Source organism: Thiorhodococcus minor (assembly GCF_010820565.1).
Classification (GTDB): Bacteria; Pseudomonadota; Gammaproteobacteria; order Chromatiales; family Chromatiaceae; genus Thiorhodococcus; species Thiorhodococcus minor.
In genome coordinates, this window is sequence record NZ_JAAIJQ010000015.1 from 59,215 (window position 1) to 84,167 (window position 24,953).

The 24,953-nt window shown below is 63.5% G+C and carries 25 protein-coding genes and 1 tRNA gene; 21 read left to right on the forward strand and 5 right to left on the reverse strand.

From position 1 onward, the window contains the following. The first annotated feature begins 307 nt into the window (after positions 1-307). The 5 genes from G3446_RS07135 (at position 308) to G3446_RS07155 (ending at position 5,883) form a co-directional block, all read left to right on the forward strand. Positions 308-970, forward strand: coding sequence for a uracil-DNA glycosylase family protein (locus G3446_RS07135; protein WP_164452164.1), 663 nt, complete (start codon positions 308-310; stop codon positions 968-970). Further along, entirely contained in the window at positions 967-2,790 is a 1,824-nt protein-coding gene (uvrC, locus tag G3446_RS07140) for an excinuclease ABC subunit UvrC (protein ID WP_164452113.1), read from the forward strand. The genes G3446_RS07135 and uvrC overlap by 4 nt, the downstream gene beginning before the upstream one ends. Positions 2,791-2,794: 4 nt before the next feature. Beyond that, positions 2,795-3,376 (forward strand): CDP-diacylglycerol--glycerol-3-phosphate 3-phosphatidyltransferase, encoded by a 582-nt coding sequence (gene pgsA, locus G3446_RS07145; protein ID WP_164452115.1) that lies wholly within the window; start codon positions 2,795-2,797, stop codon positions 3,374-3,376. Positions 3,377-3,442: 66 nt separating this feature from the next. After that, positions 3,443-3,518, forward strand: a tRNA-Gly gene (locus G3446_RS07150). Between the two features lie 577 nt (positions 3,519-4,095). Continuing rightward, a complete protein-coding gene (locus G3446_RS07155) occupies positions 4,096-5,883 on the forward strand; it encodes a SufS family cysteine desulfurase (protein WP_164452117.1) in 1,788 nt (595 codons plus the stop codon). Between the two features lie 164 nt (positions 5,884-6,047). On the opposite strand, the gene G3446_RS07160 is transcribed toward G3446_RS07155, so the two are convergent. From G3446_RS07160 to G3446_RS07180, 5 genes are all read right to left on the reverse strand, one after another. Continuing rightward, on the reverse strand, positions 6,048-6,386 hold the full coding sequence (locus G3446_RS07160) for a TusE/DsrC/DsvC family sulfur relay protein (protein ID WP_164452119.1): 339 nt from the start codon (positions 6,384-6,386) through the stop codon (positions 6,048-6,050). Positions 6,387-6,525: 139 nt separating this feature from the next. After that, on the reverse strand, positions 6,526-7,224 hold the full coding sequence (gene cas6 / locus G3446_RS07165) for a type I-MYXAN CRISPR-associated protein Cas6/Cmx6 (RefSeq protein WP_164452121.1): 699 nt from the start codon (positions 7,222-7,224) through the stop codon (positions 6,526-6,528). A 29-nt stretch (positions 7,225-7,253) separates the two neighbouring features. Continuing rightward, a complete protein-coding gene (locus G3446_RS07170; protein WP_164452123.1) occupies positions 7,254-7,973 on the reverse strand; it encodes a hypothetical protein in 720 nt (239 codons plus the stop codon). Positions 7,974-7,997: 24 nt separating this feature from the next. Next, complete coding sequence (locus G3446_RS07175; RefSeq protein ID WP_164452125.1) at positions 7,998-8,189, reverse strand: sulfur relay protein DsrC; 192 nt, start codon at positions 8,187-8,189, stop codon at positions 7,998-8,000. A 90-nt stretch (positions 8,190-8,279) separates the two neighbouring features. Further along, complete coding sequence (locus G3446_RS07180; RefSeq protein ID WP_164452127.1) at positions 8,280-9,176, reverse strand: TauD/TfdA family dioxygenase; 897 nt, start codon at positions 9,174-9,176, stop codon at positions 8,280-8,282. Between the two features lie 406 nt (positions 9,177-9,582). Between G3446_RS07180 and dsrA the strand changes: the two genes are divergently transcribed. From dsrA to G3446_RS07260, 16 genes are all read left to right on the forward strand, one after another. Continuing rightward, a complete protein-coding gene (dsrA, locus tag G3446_RS07185) occupies positions 9,583-10,836 on the forward strand; it encodes a dissimilatory-type sulfite reductase subunit alpha (RefSeq protein WP_164452129.1) in 1,254 nt (417 codons plus the stop codon). A gap of 60 nt (positions 10,837-10,896) precedes the next feature. Next, on the forward strand, positions 10,897-11,967 hold the full coding sequence (gene dsrB / locus G3446_RS07190; RefSeq protein WP_164452131.1) for a dissimilatory-type sulfite reductase subunit beta: 1,071 nt from the start codon (positions 10,897-10,899) through the stop codon (positions 11,965-11,967). Positions 11,968-12,095: 128 nt separating this feature from the next. Beyond that, positions 12,096-12,488 (forward strand): sulfurtransferase complex subunit TusD, encoded by a 393-nt coding sequence (gene tusD / locus G3446_RS07195; protein WP_164452133.1) that lies wholly within the window; start codon positions 12,096-12,098, stop codon positions 12,486-12,488. Positions 12,489-12,500: 12 nt separating this feature from the next. Continuing rightward, positions 12,501-12,911: a sulfurtransferase complex subunit TusC gene (gene tusC, locus G3446_RS07200; RefSeq protein ID WP_164452135.1), complete on the forward strand. Its 411-nt coding sequence runs from the start codon at positions 12,501-12,503 to the stop codon at positions 12,909-12,911. 10 nt (positions 12,912-12,921) lie between these two features. Beyond that, the gene (gene tusB / locus G3446_RS07205) at positions 12,922-13,230 is read left to right on the forward strand and encodes a sulfurtransferase complex subunit TusB (RefSeq protein ID WP_164452137.1); all 309 of its coding nucleotides are present in this window, start codon (positions 12,922-12,924) and stop codon (positions 13,228-13,230) included. Between the two features lie 31 nt (positions 13,231-13,261). Then, on the forward strand, positions 13,262-13,600 hold the full coding sequence (locus G3446_RS07210) for a TusE/DsrC/DsvC family sulfur relay protein (protein WP_164452139.1): 339 nt from the start codon (positions 13,262-13,264) through the stop codon (positions 13,598-13,600). Positions 13,601-13,686: 86 nt separating this feature from the next. Then, positions 13,687-14,418, forward strand: a complete 732-nt coding sequence (locus G3446_RS07215; RefSeq protein ID WP_164452141.1) for a respiratory nitrate reductase subunit gamma — start codon at positions 13,687-13,689, stop codon at positions 14,416-14,418. Between the two features lie 58 nt (positions 14,419-14,476). After that, positions 14,477-16,036 carry a sulfate reduction electron transfer complex DsrMKJOP subunit DsrK gene (gene dsrK / locus G3446_RS07220; RefSeq protein ID WP_164452143.1) on the forward strand — a complete coding sequence of 520 codons (1,560 nt, stop codon included), beginning with the start codon at positions 14,477-14,479 and terminating at the stop codon, positions 16,034-16,036. A gap of 103 nt (positions 16,037-16,139) precedes the next feature. Beyond that, entirely contained in the window at positions 16,140-18,104 is a 1,965-nt protein-coding gene (locus G3446_RS07225) for an NAD(P)-binding protein (protein WP_164452145.1), read from the forward strand. A 17-nt stretch (positions 18,105-18,121) separates the two neighbouring features. Next, positions 18,122-18,592 (forward strand): sulfur reduction protein DsrJ, encoded by a 471-nt coding sequence (locus tag G3446_RS07230; RefSeq protein ID WP_164452147.1) that lies wholly within the window; start codon positions 18,122-18,124, stop codon positions 18,590-18,592. A gap of 1 nt (position 18,593) precedes the next feature. Next, complete coding sequence (gene dsrO, locus G3446_RS07235) at positions 18,594-19,379, forward strand: sulfate reduction electron transfer complex DsrMKJOP subunit DsrO (protein ID WP_164452148.1); 786 nt, start codon at positions 18,594-18,596, stop codon at positions 19,377-19,379. Positions 19,380-19,400: 21 nt separating this feature from the next. Further along, on the forward strand, positions 19,401-20,654 hold the full coding sequence (gene nrfD / locus G3446_RS07240) for an NrfD/PsrC family molybdoenzyme membrane anchor subunit (RefSeq protein ID WP_164452151.1): 1,254 nt from the start codon (positions 19,401-19,403) through the stop codon (positions 20,652-20,654). A gap of 26 nt (positions 20,655-20,680) precedes the next feature. Then, positions 20,681-22,060, forward strand: a complete 1,380-nt coding sequence (locus G3446_RS07245; protein WP_164452154.1) for a cobyrinic acid a,c-diamide synthase CobB — start codon at positions 20,681-20,683, stop codon at positions 22,058-22,060. A 170-nt stretch (positions 22,061-22,230) separates the two neighbouring features. Beyond that, positions 22,231-22,545 (forward strand): HesB/IscA family protein, encoded by a 315-nt coding sequence (locus G3446_RS07250; RefSeq protein WP_164452155.1) that lies wholly within the window; start codon positions 22,231-22,233, stop codon positions 22,543-22,545. A 42-nt stretch (positions 22,546-22,587) separates the two neighbouring features. Continuing rightward, on the forward strand, positions 22,588-23,703 hold the full coding sequence (locus G3446_RS07255; RefSeq protein ID WP_164452157.1) for a sulfur reduction protein DsrS: 1,116 nt from the start codon (positions 22,588-22,590) through the stop codon (positions 23,701-23,703). Between the two features lie 165 nt (positions 23,704-23,868). Continuing rightward, positions 23,869-24,810: an EF-hand domain-containing protein gene (locus G3446_RS07260; protein ID WP_164452159.1), complete on the forward strand. Its 942-nt coding sequence runs from the start codon at positions 23,869-23,871 to the stop codon at positions 24,808-24,810. Positions 24,811-24,953 lie beyond the last annotated feature (143 nt).

Genomic DNA, 24,953 nt, shown 5'->3' on the forward strand with positions numbered 1-24,953 from the left:
TCTGAGCCAACATAGCCCCAACACAAGGCACAATTTCACACGTCACGGCAATGATGCGACTCGGGTAAGCGATTGATTCAGAAAACATCCGATGAGTGGAGAAAAGTGAGGCGAATCAAGGGTGTGTGACTTGAAAACCGTTGACTCGAAAGGGTCCGGGGGTTCGAATCCCTCCCTCTCCGCCAGATTTCTAGCTGCCCCGCCCGCCAGTCCTTCCCCTACATGCTTGATGCGCGCGGACCTTCCCGGCTCTGTGGCTGGACCCTCGGCAGCTCGCTGATTCTCATCGTTTTGCTTCACGCGCTTGATATCCCGGCATTTCGATCCTGACTGCCAGTGTTGTCCGCGTCTGGCCGCGCATCTCGGCGAGGTGCGTCGGAGGAATCCGGACTATCACGCCGCGCCCGTCGCTCCTTTCGGTGATCTAGCGGCGCGTCTGCTCGTGGTGGGCTTGGCGCCAGGCATGCACGGGGCGAACGCGACCGGGCGGCCGTTCACAGGCGATCACGCCGGCATCCTGCTCTACGAGACGCTGCACCGATTCGGCTTCGCGAGCAGCAAGATCTCGAGGGGCGTCGACGATGGTCTGAAGCTAGCCGACTGCCGCATCACCAATGCGGTGAAGTGCTTGCCGCCCGAGAACAAGCCGCTGACGCAAGAGGTTCGCGCCTGCAATGCCTTCCTTGCGGCAGAGCTCGCAGACTTGCCGCAGCGGGCTGTCATCTTCGCCCTGGGCCGCGTCGCCCACAACGCCGTGCTGCGGGCGCTTGGCCTGCGGCAAGCAGCCTGGCCCTTCGCACATGGTGCTGAGCATCGCTTGCCGGATGGCCGCGTGCTGATCGATTCCTACCACTGCAGTCGCTACAACACCCAGACGGGGCGGCTGACCGAGGCGATGTTTTGCGCCGTCTTCGCCCGCGCGCGCCACATCCTGGACGCTTCGCTGGGGATCGAAGGCACTGCCGTATGACGGCGCAGGATCCGCGTCACCTGCTCCAGGGCTTGCCGCAGGCGCCGGGTGTCTATCGCATGGTCGACGTCGGTGGGGCGGTGCTCTACGTCGGCAAGGCGAAGAACCTCAAACGGCGCGTCGGCAGCTACTTCAGCCGCTCGCTGAACGGGCGTCTTCAGCTCATGGTGAGCCAGATCGCCGACATCGAGGTGACAGTGACGCGCACCGAGGGTGAGGCGCTGCTGCTCGAGAGCAACCTCATCAAGGCGCTGCGTCCGCGCTTCAATGTGCTGCTGCGCGATGACAAGAGCTATCCCTACATCTATCTGACGACCCAGGACGACTTCCCGCGGCTCGCCTTCTACCGCGGCTCGCGCAAGGGGCCAGGGCGCTTTTTCGGTCCCTATCCCAGCGCCTGGGCGGTCCGCGAGACGCTGCAGCTGCTGCAGAAGCTCTTTCCGGTGCGCCAATGCGAGGACGGCTTCTTTCGCAACCGCTCGCGGCCCTGTCTGCAGTACCAGATCAAGCGCTGCAGTGGGCCCTGCGTCGGCCTGATCAGTCCCGAGCATTATGCCGAGGACGTCGCGCATACCATCAAGTTTCTCGATGGCCGGACCGACGAGGTGGTCGACGAGCTGGTGGAGGCGATGGAGCGGGCGTCGGGCGCCCTGGCGTTCGAGCGCGCGGCGGCGCTGCGCGACCAGATCTCGACGCTGCGGCGTATTCAGCAGCGCCAATACGTGAGCGGCGAGGGTGGCGACCTCGACATCATCGCCTGCGCCCAAGACGGCGGCATGCATTGCGTGCAGGTCTTCTTCATTCGTGGCGGCCGCAACCTCGGCAACAAGGCCTTCTTCCCCCAAGCGCCCGAGGATACAGAGGCGTCCGCGCTCATGGCGGGCTTTCTCGCGCAGTTCTACACCGACAAGCTCATTCCGCCCGAGCTGATCGTCAGCGTGGCGCCCGATGACGTCGAGCTACTCGAGGAGGCCTTCTCAGAGCAGGCTGGGCGGCGCGTGCAGGTTCGCTGCAGCGTGCGGACCGAGCGTGCGCGCTGGCTCGAGATGGCGCGCGGCAACGCCCAGATCGCGCTCAAGTCCCGGCTCGGCAGCCAGGCGGGCTATGCACGCCGTCTCGAGGCCCTGCGCGACGCCCTGGACCTCGCCGAGCTGCCGTCGCGGATGGAGTGCTTCGACATCAGCCATACGCGGGGCGAGCGCACCGTGGCCTCCTGTGTGGTGTTCGACGCGGAGGGGCCGCGCAAGTCCGACTATCGGCACTTCAACATCGAGGGTATCACGCCGGGCGATGACTATGCCGCCATGCATCAGGCGCTGACCCGCCGCTATACGCGCATCAAACAGGGTGAGCACCCGGTACCTGACATCCTCTTCATCGACGGCGGGCGCGGCCAGATCGGCGCCGTTGCCTCGGCGCTTCAGGAGCTGGGTGTGACCGGGATGCTCATCGTCGGCGTTTCGAAGGGTCCGGACCGGCGCCCGGGGACCGAGCAGCTTTGGTTGTTGGGCCGGGAGGCGGCCGTTATACTGCCGAGCGATTCGCCGGCCATGCACCTGATCGAGCAGATTCGCGACGAGGCCCATCGTTTCGCGATCACTGGCCATCGTCAGCGTCGCGCCAAGGCCCGAACGACGTCCGTGCTGGAAGAGATCAGCGGGGTAGGACCAAAACGCCGTCAGCGCCTCCTGAAGCAGTTCGGCGGGCTGCGCGGCCTGGCCCGCGCTGGGGTCGAAGACATTGCCGGTGTGGATGGCATCAGCCGGCAATTGGCCCAGCAAATCTACGATGCCTTTCATCAAGACGTCTCAGGATCCTGAAGCGATGTGGAACCTGCCGAATAGCCTCACGATGCTGCGCATCGTGCTGATCCCCGTCTTCGTCGCTGTCTTCTATGTCGAGGAGCCTTGGGCGCCCTATGCGGCGGCGTCCGTGTTCGGGGCCGCGGCCCTGACCGATTGGCTGGACGGCTATCTCGCGCGGCGCTGGGAGCAGACATCGCCGCTCGGCGCCTTTCTCGATCCGGTTGCCGACAAGCTCATGGTCGCCGTGTCGCTGGTCGTGCTGTTGCAGGTGGATCCGCGCGTGCTGATCGCGCTCCCCGTAATGGTCATCATCGGGCGGGAGATCACTGTTTCGGCGCTGCGCGAATGGATGGCCGAGGTCGGTGCGCGGGCGGCCGTGGCGGTGTCCAAGCTGGGGAAGATCAAGACCACGGCGCAGATGATCTCTATCGTACTCCTCATCCTCAGGGACTCTGTTTTCGGCCCCTGGGTGTACGATCTCGGTGTCGCTTTGCTGTACGTCGCCGCCACGCTGACGCTCTGGTCGATGGTGGTTTACTTGACCGCGGCATGGCCGAGTCTCTCCGGGAAGGTGCGCCCAGAGGCGGCAAGGCCGGACTGAGACAGCATCAGTCTCTCGAAGAAAGTTGACAGACTGAAAAAACCGCCTATAATGAACGACTCCTAAGCGGGAATAGCTCAGTTGGTAGAGCACAACCTTGCCAAGGTTGGGGTCGCGAGTTCGAGTCTCGTTTCCCGCTCCAAAATTCAAGACGGCGACCACTTGTGGTCGCCGTTTTTCGTTTGGGGGGGCTGAGCGTCGATGACAGGCCTGCTGGCCGTTTAGCTGGCTGGCTGAGGATGGGGTCTTGGGGGCCGCTGGCCCATGGCTTGAAGCGCGGCAGCGCGACCATGGGCAGGTTCGCTTCGACCGCTGCCGGCCAGGGAAGCGCAAAGCGCGAGGCCGGTAGTCCCGGGTAGGCGTGTGCGCGTGCGTATTGCCGTAATGACGAAGGACGTGAGTCCTTCGTCGTGAAGGCAATATGCAAAGCGCAGTCACACACGCCGTAGAGTCATTCGTCGTAGGGTCGTGCGCAGCCCGAGTGCGCCAACGGCGCTACTCGAGGCGGAGCAGCGACCCGGAGCGGGACGGCCCGGGCTGAGAAGGTTGTCGCCCTGCGCGAGTCCCGTCGGCGAGGGATCGACCCGACGGGTATCACGAGCGCAGACGCGACACTCCGGGGCAAGGGAATTCGCTTCCGCTCGAATTGACCAACTGCCATACTGGGGTCAGCGCTGCCTGCGCTTGATTTTCCCGATTCCGGTCAGATGACATTTCCCATGACAGTTTCTTCCTCTCTCGCGAGCTCGCCCCAGGAGCCGTCCGCGCTCAGCGGCATCCGTGACCAGTTCCCCATTTTGCAGACCCGTGCTCATGGTCGCCCTCTCGTCTATCTCGACAGCGCCGCGAGCACGCAGCAGCCGCAGACGGTGATCCAGGCGGTGAGTGATTATCACCGACTGCATCACGCCAATATCCATCGCGGCGTCTATCAGCTCTCGCAGACGGCGACGCAGCTCTACGAAGAGGCGCGGGCCCGTGTCGCGCGGCTCCTGAACGCTGCCGAGCCGGCGGAGTGCGTCTTCACGCGCGGTACGACCGAGTCGATCAATCTCGTAGCCGCAAGCTGGGGACGTCAGAATCTCAGGCCTGGGGACGAGATCATTCTGTCGGTCTTGGAGCATCACTCGAACATCGTGCCTTGGCAGTTGGTCGCCGAGGCGACGGGCGCGCTCATCAGGGTCGTTCCCATGAACGATGCGGGCGAGCTGGACTTGGATGCCTATAGGGCGCTGCTTTCGCCGAAGACGCGGATGGTCGCGGTGAATCAGGTCTCCAACGCCTTGGGCACCATCAACCCGGTGCGCGAGATGATCGCGGCGGCCCATGCGGTCGGCGCCTTGGCGCTGGTCGACGGTGCCCAATGGGTTGCCCATGGCCGGACCGATGTCCAGGCCCTGGATGCCGACTTCTATGCGTTCTCCGGCCACAAGCTCTATGGCCCGACGGGGATCGGGGTCCTCTACGGCAAGCGCCATCTGCTTGAGGGCATGCCGCCCTATCAGGGCGGCGGGGACATGATCGAGCATGTGACCTTCGCCAAGACGACCTATGCGCCCTTGCCGAGCAAGCTGGAGGCGGGCACGCCGAACATCTCGGGTGTGGTGGGGCTTGGAGCGGCCATCGGCTGGATCGAGTCGGTCGGGCTCGATCTGGTGGGCGCGCATGAGCAAGCGCTGCTGAGCTATGCGACGGAGCGCCTGGAGCAGGTCCCCGGACTGGAGATCAAGGGGATGGCGCGGGAGAAGAGCAGCGTGATCTCTTGGGTGATGGTCGACCCACCGATCGCGACCCTCGATGTCGGCACGCAGCTGGATCTGCAGGGCATCTGCATCCGCACCGGGCACCACTGTTGCGAGCCCCTCATGGACCGCATGGGCGTCAGCTCGACGGCTCGGGCCTCGATCGGGATCTACAGCTCGCGCGAGGACGTCGACCATCTCGTCGACGCCTTGCTCGAGATCGCCGAGGCTGCGCGCAAGCGTGCTCGCTCCTCGGTTGCGAGGATCGGGCCTGCGGATGGTGCGTCAGTCTCCGCGCAAGCGGCTGCCGAGACGCTGTTCTATCCGCCCGCAGCGGCGGACTCTCCCGAGGCCGCCGCCGAGGAGATTGCCGATCTGCTGGAATTCCTGCCGGACTGGCCGATGCGGCATCAGCACATCATCGATCTCGGTGACAAGCTGCCGCCGATGCCGGAGGCCCTCAAGACCGCTGCGCATTCGGTCAGTGGCTGCCAGAGCATGGTGTACATCGCCGCGCGGCTCAAGCCGGGAACCGAGGACGTGATCGAGTTTCTCGCGGACAGCGACGCCAATATCGTTCGCGGACTCATCGGCTTGCTGCAGCAGCTGTTCTCCGGGCAGCGTGCGGCGGCGATCCTCAAGTTCGATGCGGAGGCCTTCTTTGGGCGGATCGGCCTGGATCAGCACCTCAGCATGACGCGACGGAACGGGCTGTCCGCGATGATCCAGAGGCTTCGGCAGCTCGCGCGACAGTATGCGGATTGAGTCGGGCGTGGCGGCTTCCTCGAGCAGCCTATGGTCGGTACATGCAGGGGCGTCTGCGCGCGGATCCTTCGCAATCGATCTTGCCGAGCCTGCCTGCGAGGCTGAGGTCGGCCACGAAAAAGCCGGCGAACCGCCGGCTTTTTTGCTGGGCGCTCGCGCCGCGCTCAATAGCCGCCCTTGCGCATGACCGCAGGCAAGCCGGCAAGCTTGGTGCCTTGCTTGGTCGGGGCCAAGGGGAAGAGCTGATAGAGGTCCTTGCTGCTTGGCTTGCTGCCCCAGCGTTTCCCCATGTCCTTGAGGACGATGCGCTCCATCGGCTGGTTCTGGCCGTTGTTGATGTATTCGCCGCGGAGATAGTTGATCACGTCCCAGTGTTTCTCCGTTAGCTCGATGCCCTCGATCTCGGCGAGCTTGCGAGCGACGTCTTCGTCCCAGTCCATGTGATTTTCCAGGTACCCGGCTTCGGTTGTCGCGATGGTCTTGCCATTTACCTCGATGGCCATTGTCGTGCTCCTCGATTCATCATGAAGTCATCGTGACCAGTGGTCTGGTCGCGTTCATCGGTTGGGTCAAACCTCAGAATTTTATGATCTTATGATGGATCCGTCACCCAGTTATGGTAACGATGGCCAGCCTGGCTGGCTAGGCTGACTTCTGGACCGGGTCGATGCCCTTGTGCGGGATGAAGATGCCGCATCCCATCAGTCGGTGCGGACCTAGCCCAAGCTGCTGCAGCCGGATGGATTCTTCCTTGGTCAGGCCTGAGAGCATGAGGCTGCGGGTGTGGATGGGGCCGTCAGGACCCTGGAGGGTGAGGCTCTTGCCGCAGAGCGCCTTACGAATCTTGATATCCATTTCCGCGAGGGCGCGCGCCGCGGTCTCCAGGAATTCGGGCTCGGGAAGCTCGCTTGCCGGCTCGGTGTCGACGGCGACGTAACGGGCGAAGATGGTGGTTTCGGTGCTCAAGGGTCGCGTCTTGCCGGCGCCTAAGGTCAGGGCGTTGCCGGCGATTTCGATCCTGGCTCCCGGCAGCGATGCGAGCAGCGCGTCGGCGCGCGCCCTGGGCACGCGGATGGTGAGCTTGGTTCGACGGGAGACCATGATCAAGGAGTCTGTGCCATGCTCGGGGCGCTCCCAGCCATTTTGGGAGCCGGCGACGTGGATGCTGTGGATGCCGGCCAGCGGCTCATCGGCGATCCAGGGTACGGCCGTTTTGATGGCGTCGGAGAGCGAGCAGGCGTGATCGACAGGGAGGCGCTTGCAGTCGATCGCAAACAGGATGTCGATCACATCTTCCTGACGCGATGCTTCTTCTGTTGTTTCGTCTTCGTTCCAGAACATGCTGAGCCTACGTCATGACTATCGTCCACTCAGGAGAAGGGAAGCTGCTCCTGAAGGGCCTCGCGGTCGAACCACCAGGTGTCCTGGACCAGCACGTCAACCACATTGCGAAGGCGCACGAGGAACTTCTCCGGCTCCTTGAGCTCCAGGCGCTCCATCCAGGCGTCGAGATCCTCGGCCGAATCGATGCTGCTGTGGCGCCGCGCCACCGTGCCGAGGAGCTGGGTGGCGAAGAACATGAGGTCTTCGCGCTGACGGCCCTGGGCGCGAACGTCAGCTAGGAAGAGGGCCGTGGTTGCGGCGACAGCGGCGCCGTCGGAGTCGTCCGGCGTGTCCTCGATGACGTGGTTGAGCAGCTCGACGGTCAGCTCGGGGTCGATCGGGCAGGTGACTGCCAGCCAAATCCCTTGGCCCAGTGCGGCGAGCGATTCGGTTTGACCTGTTTGGTAGAGGACATCGCAGGCATCTGCCGCCAGCTCGAACTGGCTCCACTCGATGAAGTGATCGAACGCCGATCTTGCGAGCGGCCAGGCCTCCGAGCCACGGTCGAGATTGACGAGCGTTCGAGCGATCTGGAGCTGGAGATCGGCGAGGCGGTGCGCGGAGCCGCCCTGACGTCTAAGCTCGTCGAGGTGCTCGTTCAAGATCTGCAGATGCGATTCCAGTGCCGCCGACTCGATGCCATAGCCGAGTACGGAATCCGCGGCGGTGTCCGGTAGCCGTGCGGTGAGTAGGTCGAATTGCTTCATAAGCGACTGCCTTCAGACTTCATCTTAGCGAAGGAGACCGCTAAAGACGGCCTCGAGTCGGTCCTCCCAATCCTCGGGCGTATCCGGGTAGGGCGGTTTGACGTCCATGCGGAAGAAACGCTCTCCAGATCGGGCGACGTCCTGTATGAGTGGGGTCAGCTCCTCGAAGGACTCGATGTCTTGATTCGCTACAAGGATTTCACTGAGCTTAAGCATGGGTTGTCCTAACCGCTCCTCGGTCTGTCGTTGAATTGGCGCGCCGAATCGGGCGATCGCCTGGGCGCTTCGGGATGCTGCCTCAGCCTGTCAGCGGATACGCTCTCGGTAGCGCACGCGATACAGGAGACGCTGCGACGCGACGGTGTCGCCATCTGAAAATCCCGTTCGACTGTGCAGCACATTGTTGGTGATGAATCCTTCCCCGGCCGCCAGTCTGTGGGTCAAGGTGAAGGCGTCGCCCACCGAAAACAACTGAGTCAGGGCGTCTCGGGCGGCAGTGGTCTCGGCCGAGCTGCGCCAGATCACGTTCCTGGCGCGCGCCGAGTACCTCATGTGTAAGTATCCGTCACGAATCGAAAAAACCGGTCCGACGCTGTCCGGACGGATGAGTCGGCCATGCTGCCAATTGGGCGGAATGCGGAGCGCCTCCGGGTGTGCGAGGGCTGCAATGTGGCTGTCCGTGGCATCACGTAGCCGGATGTAGGCGACTTCCGGGTCCAGCAGGCTGTTCACGCCGCCCTCGCGTGCCGGCCTCGCGCAGAACAGCGTCCATGCCAAGACCTGGTCCTCGGGGGCGTTGTAATAGCCGTCGGTGTGCCACCTGAGCGGCTTGTTGGTGTAGGGGATGAAATCCGCGCGGTTTGCTGGCGCGGGCTCTCGGCCTCGCGGCAATTGGGGCGCCGCTGCGATCCGGCTGACCGCGCGGTCGTCGGCGAAGAGGTTGTCGTCGGTGCGCGTCAGGCCGAGTGCTCGGCCGAGCGCGAGTATCGCCTCCGGGGTGACGTCTTCCGGGCGCACGCGCACCAGCGCCACATTGTAGGCGGCGACGCGCTCGCGCAAGGCAGCGCGCTCGGCTTGGCTGGGCTCCGAAAGGCGGCGGATCTCGACCGCGAGCTGCTCGCTCAGAGGCGGATCCTGATCGAGCTTACGGGCGCGCCAGCTTCGGTAGGCGCGGTCGTCACTGAGGTCGAAGGCGTTCGGCACGGGCTGTTTTTGAATATTAGAAGCTAGTAATATTACTAATCGTTGACCCTGTGGGCGGTCGGCTTGTAGCATCCTGCCCACTTTGACGCAAGCTGGTGGGGCCGCGCCCTGGCGAGGACAAGGGCAGCGCTGGGGTGGGCTTGAGGCTATATCCCGAAAGAGATAGAGGCGGGGGAGGCCAGCCCTCCCAATCGTGGAATGGGCGGGCTTGCAGCACATAGGTAAATTAGAAAACGCCGATGGGGTTGCCGGCACAACAGACGACGCGCGTAGTCGGTACCACCACCTCCAACTCAGATGTGACGTGATGCATGACGGGTCGCGTCGGCCTTTGCGCCGGGCGCACGCCGTGCACGCAAGAAAAACCACTCCGCTTCCTGGTTAATCGATTAGGAGAGACCGCGCAATGGCTATCGATAAGCACACGACCCCGATGCTCGACCAGCTCGAGACCGGCCCTTGGCCGAGCTTCATTTCCGGTATCAAGCGCCTGCGCGACGAGCATCCGGAGCCGCGCATCAACGAGATGACCAATGACTTGCTCGGTCAGCTCGAGCACTCCTATGAAACCCGCAAGGGCTACTGGAAGGGCGGCACCGTGTCGGTCTTCGGATACGGCGGCGGCATCATCCCGCGCTTCTCGGAGGTGGGTAAGGTCTTCCCCAAGTCGAAAGAGTTCCACACCCTGCGCGTCCAACCGCCGGCCGGTAACCACTACACGACCGGAATGCTGCGCCAGCTGGCGGACAGCTGGGAAAAGTACGGCTCTGGCCTGGTCACCTTCCACGGCCAGACCGGCAACATCATGTTCATCGGCACGGACACGACGAACACCCAGCACTTCTTCGACGAGATCAACGAGTACGGCTGGGACCTCGGCGGCGCAGGTCCTTGCGTGCGCACGGCCATGTCCTGCGTCGGTGCCGCGCGCTGCGAGATGTCTTGCACCAACGAGTTCAAGGCGCACCGGATGCTGGTGAACAACTTCACCGATGATGTGCACCGCCCGGCGCTGCCCTACAAGTTCAAGTTCAAGGTCTCCGGCTGCCCGAACGACTGCCAGAACGCCATCGAGCGCTCCGACTTCGCGGTGCTCGGCACCTGGCGCGACGACATGAAGGTCGACCAGGCCGAGGTCAAGAGCTACATCGCCGACAAGGGGCGTCAGTACTACATCGACAACGTCATCACGCGCTGCCCGACCCAGGCCCTGTCGCTGAACGACGACGATACCCTGAGCGTCAACAACCGCGACTGCGTGCGCTGCATGCACTGCCTGAACGTCATGCCGAAGGCGCTGCATCCCGGCGACGACAAGGGCGTGACCATCCTCATCGGCGGCAAGCGCACCCTGAAGATCGGCGACCTGATGGGTACCGTGGTGGTCCCCTTCAAGAAGCTGGAGACCGAGGAAGACTACGAATCCATGGTCGAGCTGGCCGAGACCATCATCGACTTCTGGGCCGAGAACGGCCTCGAGCACGAGCGCTGCGGTGAGATGATCGAGCGTATCGGCCTGGCCAACTTCCTCGAGGCGATCGGTGTCGAACCGGATCCAAACATGCTGAGCCACCCGCGCCAGAGCTCCTACATCCGCATGGATGGCTGGGACGAGGCCGCCGAGGAATGGTTCGCGCGTCAGGCCGAGGCCGGCAACTGAGCCGTCCCGAGCTGACGACCACACTCATTACCTGAACTGAATAAGTCGGAGGATTAGGCGATGGCGGAAATGCGCGAGCCAATCGAGTCGGGGTGTCCGGATCCCTGGCAGTACATGCATCCCGTGATGCGTAAGAACTTCGGGATGTGGAAGTATCATGAGCATCCACGCCCGGGCGTGCTGCTGCACGTCGCCTACAGCGGCGACAAGATCTGGACCGTCAAGGCAGGTACCCAGCGTATCCTGGACGTCTTCTCGCTGCGTAAGCTCTGTGACATCGGCGATCAGTTCGCGGACGGCTACATCCACTTCACCCTGCGCTCGAACATCGAGTACATGGTGAGCGAAGAGTCCAAGGTCCAGCCTTTGATCGACTCCTTGGAAGAGGCCGGCTTCGTGGTCGGTGGCACCCAGAACTCGGTGGCGATGATCTCGCACACCCAGGGGTGGCTGCACTGCGATATCCCGGGCACAGATGCGTCTGGCGTCGTGAAGTCCATGATGGACGAGCTCATCGACGAGTTCCGCAACGCGACCATGCCCAACCGGGTGCATATCACCACGTCCTGTTGTCAGATCAACTGCGGCGGGCAGGGCGATATCGCCATCAACATCCAGCACACCAAGCCGCCGAAGATCAATCACGATCTGGTTGCCAACGTCTGCGAGCGTCCCTCGGTCGTGGCGCGCTGCCCGGTGGCCGCCATCCGCCCGGCGATGGTCAACGGCAAGCCGTCTTTGGAAGTCGATGAGCGCAAGTGCATCTGCTGCGGCGCCTGCTTCCCGCCCTGTCCGCCCATGCAGATCAACGACGCGGAGCACTCCAAGCTGGCGATCTGGGTCGGCGGCAATCACTCCAACGCCCGCGGCAAGCCGACCTTCCAGAAGCTGGTCGCGGCCGGTATCCCGAACAACCCGCCGCGCTGGCCGGAAGCGACCGCCATCGTCAAGCGGATCCTCAAGGCCTACAAGGAAGGCGCCAAGGATTGGGAGCGCATCAACGAGTGGATCGAGCGCATCGGCTGGCCTCGCTTCTTCGAGGAGGTCGAGCTGCCCTTCACCAAGTATCACATCGATACCTGGCGCGGCGCCCGCGCGAGCTTCAACAGCTCGTCGTACATCCGCTTCTAAGCGAGGCGGTCAGGGGGAGCGGGGGCGTCCCATCGGATGCCCCCGGCTGGATGGATAATGATTACGAGACGGGTCGCCGCCGGCGCGGACAGCGCGGCCGATGACGGCGATTCCGGAACGAGGTCGACATGAAGTTCGCACTTCAGATCAACGAGGGACCCTATCAGCATCAGGCGTCCGACTCGGCCTATATGTTCGCAAAGGCCGCTCTGGAGAAGGGGCACGAGATCTTCCGTGTCTTCTTCTATCACGATGGTGTCAACAACTCGACGCGACTGACGACGCCGCCCCAGGACGATCGTCACATCGTCAACCGCTGGGCCGAGCTTGCCGAGCAGTACGACCTCGACATGGTCGTCTGTGTCGCCGCCGCCCAGCGGCGAGGGGTCGTCGACGAGGGTGAGGCCACGCGCAACGGCAAAGACGCCACCAACATTCATCCCAAGTTCCGCATCTCGGGGCTCGGGCAGCTGGTCGAGGCGGCGATCCAGTCGGACCGTCTCGTCGTCTTCGGCGACTAAGGGGGCAGCGCCATGTCAGAAACCGTGAAGAAATTCATGTACCTGAACCGCAAGGCCCCGTACGGCACCATCTACGCCTGGGAGTCCCTCGAGGTCGTCCTCATTGGCGCCGCCTTCGATCAGGACGTCTGCGTCATGTTCGTGGACGACGGTGTCTACCAGCTCACCAAGGGGCAGGACACCAAGGGGATCGGGATGAAGAACTTCTCCCCGACCTACCGGACCCTGGGTGACTACGAGGTCAAGCGCATCTTTGTGGATCGCGCCTCGCTGGAGGCCCGCGGTCTGACTCAAGAGGACCTGGTCGAGATTGCCTACGAGGATTTCGAGACCGAGGAAGAGATCGACAACATCGTCGAGATCGTCGATTCGCAGCGCGTCAGCGAGCTGATGGACGAGTCAGACGTGGTCTTCAGCTTCTAAGGAGGGTCCGATGAGCATCCTGCACACCGTCAACAAATCAACCTTCGAGCGGAATTCGCTAGAATCCTGTCTCAAGTTTGCCACCGATGGCGCCGCCGTCCTGCTGTTCGAAGATGGTATCTACGCTGCCCTGTCGGGGACGAGCGTCGAGCCCGTCATGGCGGGAGCGCTCGGCAAGCTGAACGTTTACGTGCTCGGCCCCGACCTCAAGGCGCGGGGATTTTCCGAGGAGCGCGTAATCAAAGGTATCAGCGTCGTGGATTATGCCGGCTTCGTGGATCTCGCCGCGGAGCACGACAAGGTCCAGGCCTGGTTGTAAGTTTTCTTATCGCACCGAGAGGAGCATCGAAATGGCAGACACAATCGAAGTCGATGGCAAGCAGTTCGCCGTGGACGAGGAGGGCTACCTCGCCAACCTCAACGACTGGGTTCCCGGCGTCGCCGACGTCATGGCCAAGCAGGACAACCTGGAGCTCACCGACGAGCACTGGGATATCATCAACTTCCTCCGCGAGTACTACGAGGAGTATCAGATCGCCCCGGCCGTGCGCGTTCTGACCAAGGCAGTTGGTAAGAAGATGGGCAAGGAAAAGGGCAACAGCAAGTACCTTTACAGCTTGTTTCCCTATGGTCCGGCGAAGCAGGCCTGCCGTTTTGCCGGCCTTCCCAAGCCGACCGGCTGCGTCTAACAGCTGACCTTCCGGCGGGCGGCTCGGTCTTCCGGACCCTGCCTGCCCGTCGGGCCACACCAAAGACCCACTGAGGTAGCGGAAACATGGCGTTTCTGACGAACTTCTACGCCTTCCTGTTTTACTTCGCCGCTTTCGTGCTCGTCGCCGGACTGGTCTTCAAGCTTGTGCAGTACAGCGCAACGCCGGCTCCGCTGAAGATCCCGACGACCCCGGCTCCGACGACGCGGACTGGTGTCGTGCTCAGGATGATGCGCGAAGTCGTCCTTTTCGAGAGCCTCTTCCGCGGGAACAAGTGGACCTGGATCTTCGGCTGGATGTTTCATTTTGGCCTCTTCCTGGTCACGCTTCGGCATCTGCGCTACTTCATGGACCCGGTTCCATTCCCGATCCAGCTGGTTCAGCCCTTCGGCATTTACGGCGGACTGGCGATGGTCGTCGGTCTCGCCGGCCTCTGGGTGCGGCGGTTCTCCGTCGACCGGGTCAAATACATTACATCGACGTCGGATCACCTCATCCTGGCGCTGCTGATCCTCATCGGATGCAGCGGGCTGCTGATGAAATTCGTGTTCCACACCGACGTCGTCGAGATCAAGTCGTTCTTCCTCGGTCTCTATACCTTCGATCTCAAGCCGCTACCGGGCGATCCGCTGCTGCTGCTGCATCTCTTCCTGGTCGCCTCTTTGATGATCATTTTCCCCTATAGCAAGCTCTTGCACGCCCCTGGACTCTTTTTCAGTCCGACGCGCAACCAGGTGGACAACCCGCGTGAGCAACGGCACATCGCGCCCTGGGCGAAAAAACTGGAGCAGCAATAGGTCTTTCACTCGACCCTGCTGCGATCCGAGCCGTCTTACGCATCAATGAGGTTGATTCATGGCCAAGGCAACGTTTGAAGTCCCAGAGCTGAGTGAATACACGGAAGTCCCGGCCGTCAAACCTGGGGCCATGGCGCATAGCTCGACCTTCCGTGCGAAGGAAGAGTTCCAGCAAGACTTGGGCTTCCCGGGTGAGTTGGTCGAGGACTGGCAGACCAAGGCCATCGACAAGATGGGCGAGCTGCTGGGCAAGTACCGTTCGCTGCGGGTCTACATGGACGCCTGCGTCAAGTGCGGCTCCTGTACCGACAAGTGTCATTACTTCCTCGGAACCCAAGACCCCAAGAACATGCCGGTCGGCCGTCAGGACCTCATGCGCAAGGTCTATCGGCGCTACTTCACGCTCGCCGGGCGGCTCTTTCCGAAGCTGGTCGGCGCCGAGGACTTCACCAAAGAAGTCCTGGACGACTGGTACTGCTATTACCACCAGTGCTCGCAATGCCGACGCTGCTCCGTCTTCTGTCCCTACGGGATCGACACCGCCGAGATCTCCATGGCCGCACGCGAGATCATGGACAGCATCGGTGTGGGTCAGAAGTACTGCAACGAGATCATCGGCAAGGTCTACAAGATCGGTAATAACCTCGGTCTCCCCGGGCCTGCGCTCATCGACACGATCGAGGGCCTGGAGGAAGACGTCTACGACGAGACCGGCGTCAAGGTCCGCTATCCGATCGATGAGGAAGGCGCCGAGATCCTGCTCGTCACCCCCTCGGCGGACTTCTTCGCGGAGCCGCATGTCGATGGCCTGATCGGCTACGGCAAGGTCTTTCACGAGGCCGGCATTTCCTGGACGATTAGCACTTACGCCTCGGAAGCGGCCAACTTCGGCATGTTCATCGGCTCCTACGAGAACATGCGTCGACTGGCCCAGCGCATCCGCGAGGCTGCCATCAAGCTCAAGGTCAAGCGCATCGTCTTCGGCGAGTGCGGCCACGCTTGGCGGGTTGCCTACAGCTTCCTGAACACCCTGGCCGGCCCCTGGGACTTCCTGGATCCGAAGTATCCGGTGCCGCAGCACATCTGCGAATTCACCCATGGCCTGATCCAGGAAGGCAAGCTCAAGTTCGACAAGAGCGAGAACGACGACAAGGTTCTGACCTATCACGATTCCTGCAACGTCGCGCGTGCTTCCCGCATGGGCGATACGCCCGGCGGTCAGTTCGAGATCCCGCGGGCGATCATCAAGGCGACCTGCAACCACTTCTACGATATGGACGAGGACACGATCCGCGATCGCACCTTCTGCTGCGGCGGTGGTGGCGGGTTGCTGACGGACGACCTCATGGAGGTCCGCGTCAAGGGCGCCAAGCCCAGGATCGACGCCCTCAACAATGTGATGCAGGAGAAGGGCGTGACGCACATGGCCGCGATCTGCGCCATCTGCAAGACCCAGTTCAGCAAGGTCCTCCCGTACTACGGCATGGAGATGGATCAGGTCTTGAGTCTGCATCAGCTGGTCTCCAATGCCATCGTGCTGACACCTGGCGAGGACGACGACGAGCCGGATGGAGACGAGGATCTCGATAACGACAACGAGACGGACGAGGCGGCCTGAGCGGGGCCATCGGGCGGGCGGCGTCAGGATCAGCCGGCTCGCATCCTGATATGAGCGCCCTGGCGTATGCGTCAGGGCTCAACTGGTACGGAGAGTGATCAAGATGGCAACTTCCAGCGACGAGATGAAGGGCAAGCCGACCTGGCGTCGGTTCGAGGACGGCAACCACGTTTGGGACGACCTGACTGACAAGATCTTCAATCAGGATACTTCTCACAAATGTCCGACCTATGTCCACAAGACGCCGCCTTGTCAGGGAAGCTGCCCGTCCGGCGAAGATATTCGCGGTTGGCTGCAGATCGTGCGCGGTCTCGAGCAGCCGCCGGAAGGTATGGATTGGCAGGAGTACGCCTTCCGCCGTTCCACGGATGCCAATCCCTTCCCGTCGATGATGGGTCGCGTCTGTCCGGCACCCTGTCAGGACGGCTGTAACCGCAATGAGCTGGAAGACTTCGTCGGTATCAACGCCGTCGAGCAGTTCATTGGTGACACCGCCATCGCCAATGGCTACAAGTTCGAGGCTCCCCCGGCAGATACCGGAAAGCGTGTCGCCATCGTCGGCGGCGGACCCGCGGGTCTCGCCGCGGCCTATCAGCTCCGCCGCAAGGGTCATGCTTGCACCGTATTCGAGGCCAATGACGGGCTCGGCGGCATGTTCCGTTTCGGTATCCCTGGCTATCGCGTACCGCGCGACCAGCTGGATGCCGAGATCCAGCGCATCCTCGACCTCGGCAACATCGAGGTGAAGCTCAAGACGCGCATCGGTAGCGACGTCACCGTCGAGCAGCTCGAGAAAGACTACGACGCCATCCTCTGGGCCATCGGCTGCCAGAGCGGTCGTGGCTTGCCGGTCCCCGGCTGGAAAGATACGCCCAACTGTGTCTCCGGTGTCGCCTTCCTCAAGGCCTTCAACGAGGGTCGCATGAAGGTCACCGCCGGCAAGGTCGTGTGCGTCGGTGGTGGTGATACCTCGATCGACGTCGTCTCGGTGGCGCGCCGCCTGGGTCATATTTCGAAGACCAACAAGAGCGATCTGCCCGAGACCGTCATCCGCGACGGCTATGTCGCCCATGACGCCGCCACGGCCGCAGCGGCCGAGGGCGCGGAGGTCACCCTGACCTCGCTCTTCACGCGCGACAAGATGACGGCCTCCGAGCATGAAGTCGACGATGCCACGCGCGAGGGCGTGACCATCCTCGACGGCGTCATGCCCGTCGAGGTCATCAAGAACGCCGAGGGCCGCGCGACCGGGCTGAAGATCGCCGACTGCACCATGGCCGATGGCCGGCCAGCCCCGGTCGAGGGGACCGAGCGCGTGCTCGAGGCCGACCTCATCGTCTCCGCGATCGGGCAGGGTGGTGACCTGTCGGGTCTCGAGTCCCTGGACAACGGGCGCGGCCTCATGGATTCGGACAAGTTCTACCAAGTCCCGGGCAAGGCGGGGCACTTCGTGTCCGGCGACATCATCCGTCCGCACCTGCTCACGACCGCCATCGGGCAGGCCTGGATCGCCGCCGAGTCGATTCACGAGTATGTCATGCAGGAGGAGCACAGGCGCCGTCCCAAGGTCGACGTCCACCACTTCAACCTGCTGGAGAAGATGACCGAGGCCAAGCTGGCCCCTGAGCACTTCGACCCGGAGCAGGCCGGCGACATGCGCGGGACCTCCTCGGCCAACTACGCGATCCACAACTACGAGGATCGCTCCGGTGCCGAGGTCATCCCGCAGGACGAGCTCTTCCTCGGTCACTTCAACTATGTGGCGCGCAACCTGCGCAAGGAAGAGGTGCCGAGCTCGGACGAGGTCCTGGGGCACTTCCACGAGCGCGTGATCGGCCTGACGGAAGAAGAGGCGGTCGACGAGGCCAAGCGCTGCATGAGCTGCGGCATGTGCTTCGAGTGCGACAACTGCGTCATCTTCTGTCCCCAGGACGCGGTCTTCCGCGTCGACAAGGCGAGCCGTACCACCGGGCGCTACGTGGACACCGACTATGCCAAGTGCATCGGTTGCCATATCTGCGCCGATGTCTGTCCGACCGGCTACATCAAGATGGGCCTCGGGGAGTAGACCAAGTGGAGGCGTCGATGGCTAAGGTCTTAATGAGAGCGAGCCTCGTCGCCGTTAGTCTGGTCTGGGTGCTCGCCGCCCAGACCGTCCTGGCGGCAGAGGTGAAGCGATATGTGGTCGAGGGCTCCCGTGCCGCCGAGCTGGACTCCTGTGTCGAGCCCACCGAGCGCATGCGCCGGATGCATTTCGAATTCATCAAGCACCAGCGCATCTCGACCGTGCATGAGGGCATTCGCGGCACCAAGTACAGCCTCGCCGGCTGCGTGGAGTGCCACATCAGCTACGAGGAGCAGCAGCCTCAGCCGATCGACCGGCCGGATCAGTTCTGCGGCGCCTGCCATGCCTATGCGGCGGTCGATCTGAACTGCTTCGACTGTCACGCCTCCGTGCCGAACGGGGGCGGACTGGACGCCGAGGCCCAGGCCGCGCATCGCGCCGCCGGTGTCGAGAAGCTGGTGCAGAGCGGCCGCAACGGGGAAGGCCACTGAGATGACAGACAAGACCGATAGAGCAGAGAACGAGATCGATTCGGGTCGTCGCGATTTCATCGGCGTGGCGGCAGGCATGACCGCGGCCGTGGTCGCCCCAGGCGTGCTCTTGCACACCGTCGCGGCCGCGCCGCGCTCCGAGCCCGTGACTAGCGATGTGCGCTGGGGCCTGCTGGTCGACACGGCGAAGTGCGCGGACGGCTGCTCGGCATGCGTCGAGGCCTGCAACGACGAGAATGGCCTGAATCTGCAGACGCCGCCCGAGGGCGAGCCCGATCGCAAATGGGACGCGCAAAAGGCCGTCTGGATCCGCAAGGTCAAGCTGCAGGACAACCAGACCGGCCGCGTCACCAACCTGCCCATGATGTGCCAGCATTGCGAGCATCCGCCCTGTGTCGACGTCTGCCCGACGGGGGCTTCGTTCAAGCGCGCGGACGGCATCGTCATGGTCGACCGCCACCTCTGCATCGGCTGCCGCTACTGCATGATGGCCTGTCCCTACAAGGCGCGCAGCTTCATCCATCAGGACACCACCGATCAGCTCACGAGCGTGCCGCGCGGGAAGGGCTGCGTCGAGAGCTGCAACCTCTGCGTCCACCGTCGGGACTATGGCGAAGCGTCGACGGCTTGCGTCGATGCCTGCGCCGCCGAGGGGCACCACGCCATCGTCTTCGGTGACCTCAAGGATCCCAACAGTGCGATCAACCAGAAGCTCAAGGAGATTCCGAGTCGTCAGATTCGCGAGGACCTTCAGCTCAACACGGGCGTGCGCTACTCAGGCGTTTAGCAAGGGCGAGGGAAGATCAGTATGAAACGAATCGTCTATCGCGAATGGCGCATCTCACCGCAGCGCTATTGGAGCATTCTCGGCGTTCTCGCCGCGGTGATTGGGATCGGGGCGCTCGCATTCGGCTACATGGAGCACCAAGGCCACTGGGTCACCGGCATGAACAACTCGGTGGTCTGGGGCATGCCCCATGTATTCGCCGTGCTCCTCATCATCTCGGCGTCAGGGGCGCTGAACATCGCCTCCATCGGCACTGTCTTCCAGAAGCCGATCTACAAGCCGCTGGGCCGGCTGTCCGGGCTGCTCGCCGTCGCCATGCTCATGGGCGGCCTGCTCGTGCTGGTCACGGACTTGGGTCGTCCCGAGCGCCTGATCGTCGCCATGACGACCTATAACTTCAGCTCCATCTTCGCTTGGAACATCTTCCTCTACACCGGCTTCATGGCGATCACCATCGCCTACCTCTGGACCATGGCGGATCGCCAGGGCGGGCCCTTCAACCGGCCGGTGGGCATCCTGGCGCTCGTTTGGCGGCTGGCGCTGACCACGGGTACCGGCTCGATCTTCGGCTTTATCGTCGCGCGCCAGGCCTTTGACGCGGCCATCCTGGGGCCGATGTTCGTGGCCATGTCCTTCGCCTACGGCCTTGCGGTCTTCTTGCTGGTGCTGATGTTCGCCTTCACCGAGGAAGGCCGCCCCATCGGTCCCCTGATGTTTCGGCGGTTGAAGAACCTCTTGGCGCTCTTCGTCGCCATCGTGCTCTATTTCACGCTGATCTATCACCTGACCAATCTCTACGTCGAGGAGAACGCCGGCTTCGAATCCTGGCTGCTGCTCAAGGGCGGGATCTACACCTTCCTCTTCTGGGTCGGCTGGGTGCTCATCGGCGGTTTGGCGCCGCTCGGCATCCTCTACCACCCAGAGCTCAGCAAGGAGCCTAGGTGGATCGCCGCGGCTTGCGCCCTGGTCATCGCCGGTGGATTTGCCACCATGTATGTCGTCATCATCGGCAGCCAGGCCTTCCCCATCCAGATGTTCCCCGGGCAGACGGTGCTGGAGTCGGGCTTCTTCGATGGTATAGATGGGCGGGCGGCGCCTTACTGGCCGACCATCCCCGAGGTCCTGCTCGGCTTGGGCGGCGTTGGTGTGGCCATGCTGATCACAGCGGTTGGGGTGCGCGTGCTGCAGTTCATGCCCGAGTCTCTCGCGGACAATGTGGTTCCGCCGTGCGAAGAGACGCTGGGCAGGGCAGAGCCCGAGTCCGCGCCCGCTTGATTCGCTAGACGTCCCGCGGCGGCTCGATGGCGCATCTCTACATTGCTGCTCCGCAGAAGTCGTCAGGGAAGACGACGCTCTCCATCGGAATCTGTCGGGAGCTGCGTCGTCGCGGGCTTGTCGTTCAGCCGTTTAAGAAGGGTCCGGATTACATCGACCCCTTGTGGCTGAGTCAGGCTGCGACGCGCTCCTGTTTCAACCTGGATTTTCAAACCATGGCGCCCGAGGAGATCTCGGACGCCTTCGCTCGTGAGCTGAGTGGCGCCGATATTGGTGTGATCGAAGGGAACGTCGGGCTCTTCGACAGCACGGATGTCAGGGGCGCCAACAGCAATGCGGAGCTGGCCAAGCAGCTGCGTGCGCCTGTTGTCCTGGTCATCAACTGCAATGGTCTGGCGCGGGGGATTGCGCCGCTCTTGCTCGGTTATCGCGCCTTCGATCCGGACCTCGAGATCGCTGGCGTCATCCTGAACAAGGTTGGCGGGATGCGTCACGAAGCGAATCTGGTGCGCGTCGTCGAGCACTATACGGATCTCGCCGTCTTGGGCGTGCTGCGGCGCGAAGACGACATCGCCATCTCCGAGCGGCATCTCGGCCTCATGCCCATCAACGAGGCCAGGGACGCCGACGCTTGGATCGAATCCATTCGCGCGAGTGTCGCCGATCAGCTCGATTTCGATCGCTTGATCGAGATCGGAGAGCGCGCGCCGCGGCCTGAGCCTCGCGCGCAAGGGCCGGGCCGGACCCTGGGGGCGGGTGCCCCGGTCAGGCTGGGCATCGCGCGGGATGCCGCCTTCGGCTTCTACTATCCCGACGACCTTCGCGCACTTGCAGCGGGTGGCGCCGAGCTGGTGCCTTTCAGCCCGATCGACGACGCCGAGCTTCCCGCCGTCGACGCCCTCTTCATCGGCGGCGGCTTCCCCGAGTACCGCATGGCCGAGCTCGAGGCCAATGTCTCCATGCGCCAGTCGGTCGCCGACTTCATCGCTCGGGGCGCCCCGGCCTACGCCGAGTGCGGGGGGCTGATGTATCTCTGTCGGGGGCTCAGCTGGCAGGGTGCGCGCCACGCGATGGTCGGCGCTCTCAAAGCCGAGGTCGAGATGCACCAGCGGCCCCAGGGGCGGGGCTACGTCAGGCTGCGGGAGACTGCGGACTTCCCTTGGCCGGCCGGTGCGCGTAGCGGCGCCGAGATTCCTGCGCACGAGTTCCATCACTCGGCGATCGTCGACCCCCATCCTGACTGGCGCTACGCCTATGAGGTGCTGCGGGGCTCAGGCATCAATGGATCGCACGACGGCGTCGCCCAGGGAAATCTGCTGGCCTGCTACAGCCATCTGCGCGATGTCCCGGGAAATCCTTGGACACAGCGCTTCCTCGACCATGTGCGCCGCTGTCTCGACGGCTGAGGTATCTTTCGAGGAGCCCGATCGGCCCCAGGTCGGCAATCGAGATGCCTGGTCCTGAGCCGCGCCGCTAGAATTGCTGGCGGCTGGCGGCTGGCGGCTGGCGGCTGGCGGCGCGATTTGCGTTAAACTCTTCCCAAGTCCGAAGCGGAAGCCAATCACGAAGGTCTGAGATGTTCAAACTGACAGCAGCAGCTGCGGAGCAGGTCCTGGAGGCGGCAAAGCAGGGGGGGACCGAGGGTATGCCATTACGCCTTGCGGCGGCGCAGAACGCGGACGGCAGCATCGAGTATCGCATGGGCTTCGATGAGCTGACCGAAGACGACATCCGCATGACCTGCGAGGGCGTGGAAGTCATCATGACCCCAGAGCACGCGCCGCTTCTCGACCAGGCGACCATGGATTACGTCGAGATGGAGCCCGGCCAGTTCCACTTCATCTTCCTCAATCCCAAAGACCCAACCTACACGCCTCCCGCCGAAGGCTGAGGTCGGCATTGCGTCTGCGCGGTTTGGCCTTCGCCTGAGACCATGGAGCTGACTCCAGAGGACAGCTTGAGGCTCAATGTCCTGCTGGCCAACAAGCCATTGGCCATACGGATCGACGAGAGCCGCATGATGGTTCACGGCTTGACGGCGCAGGGCGAGTCCAGTGTCCGGCTGAATCCAGCGGGGCGCCCAGATCAATATCTCCGGAGCGTGCGCGAGCTGATCTCCGGACAGGTCCTGGGCTCGCCCGGCGGCTACCCCATCTATCTCAGGCGCTGGACCCGGATGGGCCAGATGCGCGATGAGAGTCTCGAGCAGCTTCTCATGCTCGGCGAGCCGGAGGCCGTCGTCGCTGCCGTCTGCGCGCCAGGTCTCAGCGATGAGCTGGCCAGGCGCGCCTGGTGGGCCATGGAAGACGCCGGAAACGCAAGACGCATGCTCAAGAATCCCGCCGTGCGGGAAGGGCGGATGGGCAGGCTGCTGGCGAGCTACCTGGTCGACTATCTTCCCTTCGAGACCGACCATGAAGAGATCATGGAGACCGTGCGGCTGGTCCTGCAGCCTGGGCTGCTGGACGAGTCCCAGCGTCTCGATCTGTGGCGCAAGTCGGGGCGCAAGCAGGCCTATCTGGTTGGCTTCATACAAGCCCTGCCCGATGCTCTGCCAGACCCTGTCGCGGCACGAGCGCTTGACGCCGCGATTCTGGAGCTGGCGACGGCCGGCAATGCCTACGCCCTTTTGATGCAGCGTGCCTGTGCGTGCGGCGGCCAGACCTTTCTCAAGACCCTCGCGGCGGTGCTCGCCAAGCCGCCGAGTCAAGAAGTCGTCATCGCCGCGCTGGACAGCCTGCGCCAGTACTTCGGTGCCGTCCGTCCCGAGGGCGATCCGGACCTGACCTTGGACGCCCTGCTTGCCGACGCGCAAGGCCCTTTCGACGCCTCGCGAGCGGACGTGGCCGCTGCCGAGCTGCTGGCGCGCTCGGCTAGCCTGGCGGATACGGTGCGTGCAATTCGTTTTCTCTCCGGCGTGGGCTATGGCCTGATCAGGCCTTTGCTGTCTGACCCTTCGACTCAGGGCAGCCTGATGCGCCGCAAGATCGCCCCGGTGACCCAGGCCATTCAGACCAGACTCGATCTCTTGCGCGACACCGCCGGCTGACCTCCGAGGGCTACCCGAGTCCTCGCTGACCGGTTGGTTGGCTCATGATTTGCCTGACATTCCTCGATCTTTCGTCCAGGTGAACGGGGGCTGGCTCCCCTGATCTCTTACCACGGCCGCCCCGGGTGGCCGCGCAGAGCAGAACTGCCGCGAGGAGAGCGAGCGATGAGCAGCATCTTGAGCAATGTCGGAGACCTTGCGTCGCGCGTCTATGGCGTCGCGACCGGGCAAACACAGAAGTATGGCAGCCCTACGGAGACCATCGAGGAGGTCTTTTCCCAGCTCGACGCCACGGGCAAGGGCTACTTGGACGCCGCGGATTTCGAGTCCGCCTTCGAGAGCTTGGGCCTTGGCTCGGGTGACGGATCCTTGACGGAGACCGGGGTCGAAGAGGTCGTCTCCGCCCTCGACGTCGACGGCGACGGGCGCGTGACCACGGATGACATGACACAGGGCTTGCAGGCGCTTACCGACAGTCTCGGGGTCTTGCGCGGCCAGGAGTCCCCAGCCGGTCCGGAGGCGGTCGGAGCCATGCCGCCGCCACCCCCAACGCCGGAGCAAGTGCTCGGCTTTACCGAGGAGGAGCTGGCGAGCCAGTACGCGACTCTAACGAGCGCGGAGGATGCGGATCCCGAAGACGAGGGTACACAGCTGCTCGCCAGCATCCTCGATGACTTCGAGAGCGCCGATGCCGATGGCGACGGGCGTGTCAGCGGCGAGGAGGCGATGGCCTTTGCGCAATCGCTGCAGAGCGCGACGGCCGCCGCCGAAGCGGAGTCGGAGAGCGTCACCGAGCGTGTCGAGGACGGCTTGGCCGCCGCGGCCATCCTGGATCACTTCGACGCGGCGGATGCCGACGGCGATGGCTTGCTGAGCAGCGAGGAGGTGGTCGCCTATGCGCAGGCCGCGCTCGGCGGTACGGATGACATCAGCGCGGACTCTGACGTCGGCGCGGATGCGGATGCGGATGCGGAGGCGGTGTCCGCAACGACCGCAGACGGCTCGACCGAGCAGTTGGTGATGCGACGCATCATGGCCCTGATGGACGCCTATGGGTCCTCCAGCAGCTCGGACAGTGCCAGCGACCTGCTTTCGGAGCTGGCCTAAGGCGATTTCTGTCGATTCTCAGATCATCTGGCTTGTCTTGATGCCTGCCTCCTGTGTCGCGCCGACAGTCGCCCGCAAGCGGGCGCCGACGCGCGCGGCGCCGCCCGAGGGGCCCCCGTGCGGCCGCATAGGCCGGCACCGCC

Excerpts from the sequence above, each read along its gene's own strand:
- uvrC (WP_164452113.1), top strand. The coding sequence starts at position 967 with ATGACGGCGCAGGATCCGCGTCACCTGCTCCAGGGCTTGCCGCAGGCG.
- G3446_RS07230 (WP_164452147.1), top strand. The coding sequence starts at position 18,122 with ATGGCTAAGGTCTTAATGAGAGCGAGCCTCGTCGCCGTTAGTCTGGTC.
- dsrB (WP_164452131.1), top strand. The coding sequence starts at position 10,897 with ATGGCGGAAATGCGCGAGCCAATCGAGTCGGGGTGTCCGGATCCCTGG.
- tusD (WP_164452133.1), top strand. The coding sequence starts at position 12,096 with ATGAAGTTCGCACTTCAGATCAACGAGGGACCCTATCAGCATCAGGCG.
- G3446_RS07210 (WP_164452139.1), top strand. The coding sequence starts at position 13,262 with ATGGCAGACACAATCGAAGTCGATGGCAAGCAGTTCGCCGTGGACGAG.
- G3446_RS07260 (WP_164452159.1), top strand. The coding sequence starts at position 23,869 with ATGAGCAGCATCTTGAGCAATGTCGGAGACCTTGCGTCGCGCGTCTAT.
- pgsA (WP_164452115.1), top strand. The coding sequence starts at position 2,795 with ATGTGGAACCTGCCGAATAGCCTCACGATGCTGCGCATCGTGCTGATC.
- cas6 (WP_164452121.1), bottom strand. The coding sequence starts at position 7,224 with ATGTTCTGGAACGAAGACGAAACAACAGAAGAAGCATCGCGTCAGGAA.
- G3446_RS07155 (WP_164452117.1), top strand. The coding sequence starts at position 4,096 with ATGACAGTTTCTTCCTCTCTCGCGAGCTCGCCCCAGGAGCCGTCCGCG.
- tusC (WP_164452135.1), top strand. The coding sequence starts at position 12,501 with ATGTCAGAAACCGTGAAGAAATTCATGTACCTGAACCGCAAGGCCCCG.
- G3446_RS07245 (WP_164452154.1), top strand. The coding sequence starts at position 20,681 with ATGGCGCATCTCTACATTGCTGCTCCGCAGAAGTCGTCAGGGAAGACG.
- G3446_RS07175 (WP_164452125.1), bottom strand. The coding sequence starts at position 8,189 with ATGCTTAAGCTCAGTGAAATCCTTGTAGCGAATCAAGACATCGAGTCC.
- G3446_RS07250 (WP_164452155.1), top strand. The coding sequence starts at position 22,231 with ATGTTCAAACTGACAGCAGCAGCTGCGGAGCAGGTCCTGGAGGCGGCA.
- G3446_RS07160 (WP_164452119.1), bottom strand. The coding sequence starts at position 6,386 with ATGGCCATCGAGGTAAATGGCAAGACCATCGCGACAACCGAAGCCGGG.
- G3446_RS07170 (WP_164452123.1), bottom strand. The coding sequence starts at position 7,973 with ATGAAGCAATTCGACCTACTCACCGCACGGCTACCGGACACCGCCGCG.
- tusB (WP_164452137.1), top strand. The coding sequence starts at position 12,922 with ATGAGCATCCTGCACACCGTCAACAAATCAACCTTCGAGCGGAATTCG.
- dsrK (WP_164452143.1), top strand. The coding sequence starts at position 14,477 with ATGGCCAAGGCAACGTTTGAAGTCCCAGAGCTGAGTGAATACACGGAA.
- dsrA (WP_164452129.1), top strand. The coding sequence starts at position 9,583 with ATGGCTATCGATAAGCACACGACCCCGATGCTCGACCAGCTCGAGACC.
- dsrO (WP_164452148.1), top strand. The coding sequence starts at position 18,594 with ATGACAGACAAGACCGATAGAGCAGAGAACGAGATCGATTCGGGTCGT.
- G3446_RS07255 (WP_164452157.1), top strand. The coding sequence starts at position 22,588 with ATGGAGCTGACTCCAGAGGACAGCTTGAGGCTCAATGTCCTGCTGGCC.
- G3446_RS07215 (WP_164452141.1), top strand. The coding sequence starts at position 13,687 with ATGGCGTTTCTGACGAACTTCTACGCCTTCCTGTTTTACTTCGCCGCT.
- nrfD (WP_164452151.1), top strand. The coding sequence starts at position 19,401 with ATGAAACGAATCGTCTATCGCGAATGGCGCATCTCACCGCAGCGCTAT.
- G3446_RS07225 (WP_164452145.1), top strand. The coding sequence starts at position 16,140 with ATGGCAACTTCCAGCGACGAGATGAAGGGCAAGCCGACCTGGCGTCGG.